Below are 3,352 nucleotides of genomic sequence, written 5' to 3' on the forward strand. Positions count from 1 at the left end.
ATCTTGTTTATCGCGATGATGATCGGCACGTTTGCAGCCTTGGCGTGCGCTATAGCCTCCTTAGTCTGAGGTTTGACGCCGTCGTCTGCCGCCACTACGATAATTACGATATCGGTAACCTTCGCTCCGCGCGCTCTCATCGAAGTAAAGGCTTCGTGACCCGGAGTGTCGATGAAGGTGATCTTCCTGCCGTTTTTTTCGACCATATACGCGCCTACGTGCTGCGTGATGCCGCCCGCTTCGCCGCTTGCTACGCGAGAGTTTCGGATATAATCGAGCAGGCTCGTTTTGCCGTGATCGACGTGTCCCATGATGGTAATGACAGGCGCTCTAGCGATTAAATTTTCTTCGCCTTCGCTGTCCTCGTAAGCCTTGATATAATCAAACTCCTGCGCCTCATCGATGATGTTTACTTCAATGCCAAATTCGCTTGCTAAAATTTCTATCGCGTCCTCGTCCAAAAAGTCGTTTTTCGTCGTCATCATCCCGAGCGCAAATAACTTGCCAATAATCTCGCTAGGCTGCTTTTTGATCTTATCGGCAAACTCATAGACGCGGATCTCTTTTGGGATATTTACAGAGCTTACGATTTCGCTACCCTGCTCGCGAGGGGCTTTTTTATGCTTTTTGCGACCGCCGCGACTTATACCGCCTTCGCTGCTAAAAATTTGATTCTGCGAGGCGCGATAAATATTGGGTTGGTTTTTATTTTTGGTGCGGTTTTCGGTCTGGATCGGTTTGACGGTAAAATCGGGCATTACCACGACGTCTTCGTCCTCAATGACGATATCGGCCATCTCATGATCAGGGATAATGTCGATTTTAAGGGCGTCCTCTTTTTTAGCCGCGGGAGCTTTTTTCTTTTCGATCTTTTTCTTTTTCAAATTTAGTTCAGCGTTTGAAAAGATCGCCTCTAGGCTCGCACTTATCTTTTCGCGCCTAGGCTCGGTTCTATCTTGTGCCGCCGGGGCTTGAACTTCCTTCTTCTTTTTAACGATGACTAGACCGCGGCGCTTTTGCAGGCTCTCGCTAGCGATGCTATCGCCGCTGTTTATCTGCACCGGCGCAAGCTTTGAAGCGGTGTTTTGCTTCTTCTCTTTCTCCTGCGCGGCGGAGGAAATTTCTTCTTTTTGATTTTGAGATTTTTCGGTTTTTGCCTCAGGCTCTTGCGCCTGAGTTTTTTCATCGCTAGGCTCTTTGGCGCTCTGCGCGGACTCTTTGGATTCGGAAGCTTTTAAGCTTTCCGCCTTTTTAGGGCTCTCTTTTTTAGCGGTTTTTTTAGTTTCGCTCTGTTTTTTGGCGGGCTTATTCTCGTCCTCTTGCGCTTTTTCGGAGCTTTTCTTTGTAGGCTTTGACTTTTTCCCCGGCAAAATTCCCGTCTGGATATAATCGTAAATAGCGGCAGCTTCTTCTTCGCTTACTTTATTCGACGCGGTTTTTACCTTTTTAAAGCCCATCTCCTGCGCTTTTTCGATTATCTCTTTGCTTGCGTATCCAAGCTCGTCCGCGATATCTTTAATCAGAACACCCATTTAAAACCCTCTCCTTGATATGTCCCAAATCTGCGCTAGACGCAAATTTAGATAGATATTTTGAAATTTTCTCTTTTTGATTTATGCAACCGTCGCAAATATAAAATTGTCTGTTTGAGCTTATATTTTTAAAATTTTGCAAAAAGGCGTGGAGTTCGCGCTTGGCGAAGCGCCCCTTGCAAATAACGCACATCCTAATCGGTTCGCTCATGCGATTATATCTTTATTTTTCTTAGTCAATATTAAAGCCGCCGTTGTCGATCTCTAAAATTTCGACGCGGAAGTTTTTAAAATTTTCGCTAAGGCAGGCTTTAAGCTTTGCGGCGTCGGCTCTGTAGGCTAAATTTAAAAAGCTTGAGCCGCTTCCCGAGAGCGAGCTCATAAGCGCGCCGTTATCATAGGCGATCTCGCGCACCTTAAAAAGCTGCGGGAGCACGCCCATGCGCATCTGCTCGTGCATCTTATCGATACAGGCGTAGCGCAAGCTGTCGTAGTCGCGCCGCATAAAGCAAGCGGTCAGAAACGCCGCGTGCGAGAGGTTGCTAACGCAATCTTTGATCGAAAAGCTCTTAGGCAGCTTGCCGCGAGATTCGCTCGTAGACATCGGAGTATCGGGGATGACGACGACGGCTTGCAGATCTTGCGAAATTTCGCATTTTTGCGTGCGAACCATCTTGCCATCCACGACGCTGCTGACAAAGCCGCCGAGCGTTGCGGGCGCGATATTATCCGGGTGGTTTTCATATTCCAGCGCCGTGTTTAAAATTTTAGCGCGATCGATCTCAAAACCGCAAATTTTATAAGCGCTTGCGATAGCGCCTACGATCACAGCCGAGCTGCTACCCAGCCCGCGCGAAAACGGGATGTTGTTGTGAAAGGCGAATTTAAAATTTATACCTTGATCGCCGCCTAGTTTTTTGTAAATTTCATTGAAAATATTCAAAAAAGCGTTGCCCTTCTTAAGCCACGCTCTGTTGCTGCCCTCGCCGCTAAGCGATACGCAAAAAAACTTCTGCTCGGTAATCTCTACTTCGTTAAATAGCCCTAGGCTAAGGCCGAGCGCGTCGAAACCGGGGCCTAAATTTGCGCTCGTCGCAGGAATTCTTATAATCAAGCTCTCTCCTAAACCGCTTCTATGATGTAATTTGGAAGTATATCATCGCTTTTATTTAAAACCGATAAATCCTGCGGCAAAGATAGCGCGGCGGGGGTGCATTTTTTCATCCTGATTTCGCCGCACTCGTAAACGTAGCTGAAATTTTTATTCGCTCTGATCGGTCCGAAGCCGCTTAGCTCAAAGCCGCTGATGGCGTACAGCGGCACATCAAGAGCGATGCTAAGCGTGCACAATATCACGTAGCTTACCTTCATGCCCATGAAGCTGCCGGGAGTATTTGCGTAGATGAGCTCTTTGATTTTATAAGTTTTTAGAATTTCGCTAAATTTGGCGACCAGAAATTTATCGGCTTTTTCGCCTTCGGCGCTTGCAAATTCCGCTATCTTAGCGCCGTTTTCATACACGCCGATCAGGCATGGAGCGCTGAGAGCGGCAATTAAAATTTGAACTTCTTTGATTTTTCGGCCTTAGGCGAAGACTGTTTGATATTCGCGTACGATCTCGGCGGTAAGATCTACTAGCTCGAAATTTTTCGCGTCGGCAAGGACTGCCAAAGTGAGTTTATGATTTAAATCGTGGCTTCCCGCAAACGCCGTATAATCGCCCAAAATCGGAGCGCCCACGAGCGCAAGATCGCCGATCGCATCTAAAATTTTATGACGAACGAACTCGTTTTCAAAGCGCAAGCCCTCGGGATTTAAAA

The 3,352-nt window shown here is 47.2% G+C and carries 5 protein-coding genes; all 5 read right to left on the reverse strand.

Annotated features, from left to right (window positions below):
- A partial coding sequence (locus Q0236_RS03670; RefSeq protein ID WP_297915242.1) for a translation initiation factor IF-2 N-terminal domain-containing protein occupies positions 1-1,532 on the reverse strand: 1,532 nt, incomplete at its 3' end.
- Complete coding sequence (locus Q0236_RS03675) at positions 1,516-1,743, reverse strand: hypothetical protein (RefSeq protein ID WP_040304108.1); 228 nt, start codon at positions 1,741-1,743, stop codon at positions 1,516-1,518. The genes Q0236_RS03675 and Q0236_RS03670, both read right to left, overlap by 17 nt.
- Positions 1,744-1,764: 21 nt before the next feature.
- A complete protein-coding gene (gene thrB, locus Q0236_RS03680; RefSeq protein WP_297915244.1) occupies positions 1,765-2,646 on the reverse strand; it encodes a homoserine kinase in 882 nt (293 codons plus the stop codon).
- A gap of 8 nt (positions 2,647-2,654) precedes the next feature.
- Positions 2,655-3,053 (reverse strand): glycoprotease, encoded by a 399-nt coding sequence (locus tag Q0236_RS03685; protein ID WP_297915246.1) that lies wholly within the window; start codon positions 3,051-3,053, stop codon positions 2,655-2,657.
- A 63-nt stretch (positions 3,054-3,116) separates the two neighbouring features.
- Positions 3,117-3,352: UDP-3-O-acyl-N-acetylglucosamine deacetylase (locus Q0236_RS03690; RefSeq protein WP_297915248.1), on the reverse strand; the 236-nt coding region annotated here is incomplete at its 5' end.

The sequence above is a fragment of the uncultured Campylobacter sp. genome (assembly GCF_938031315.1).
In the GTDB taxonomy this organism is placed as follows: Bacteria; Campylobacterota; Campylobacteria; order Campylobacterales; family Campylobacteraceae; genus Campylobacter_B.

Coding starts and splice junctions, on each gene's coding strand:
- Q0236_RS03675 (WP_040304108.1), bottom strand. CDS start 1,743: ATGAGCGAACCGATTAGGATGTGCGTTATTTGCAAGGGGCGCTTCGCC.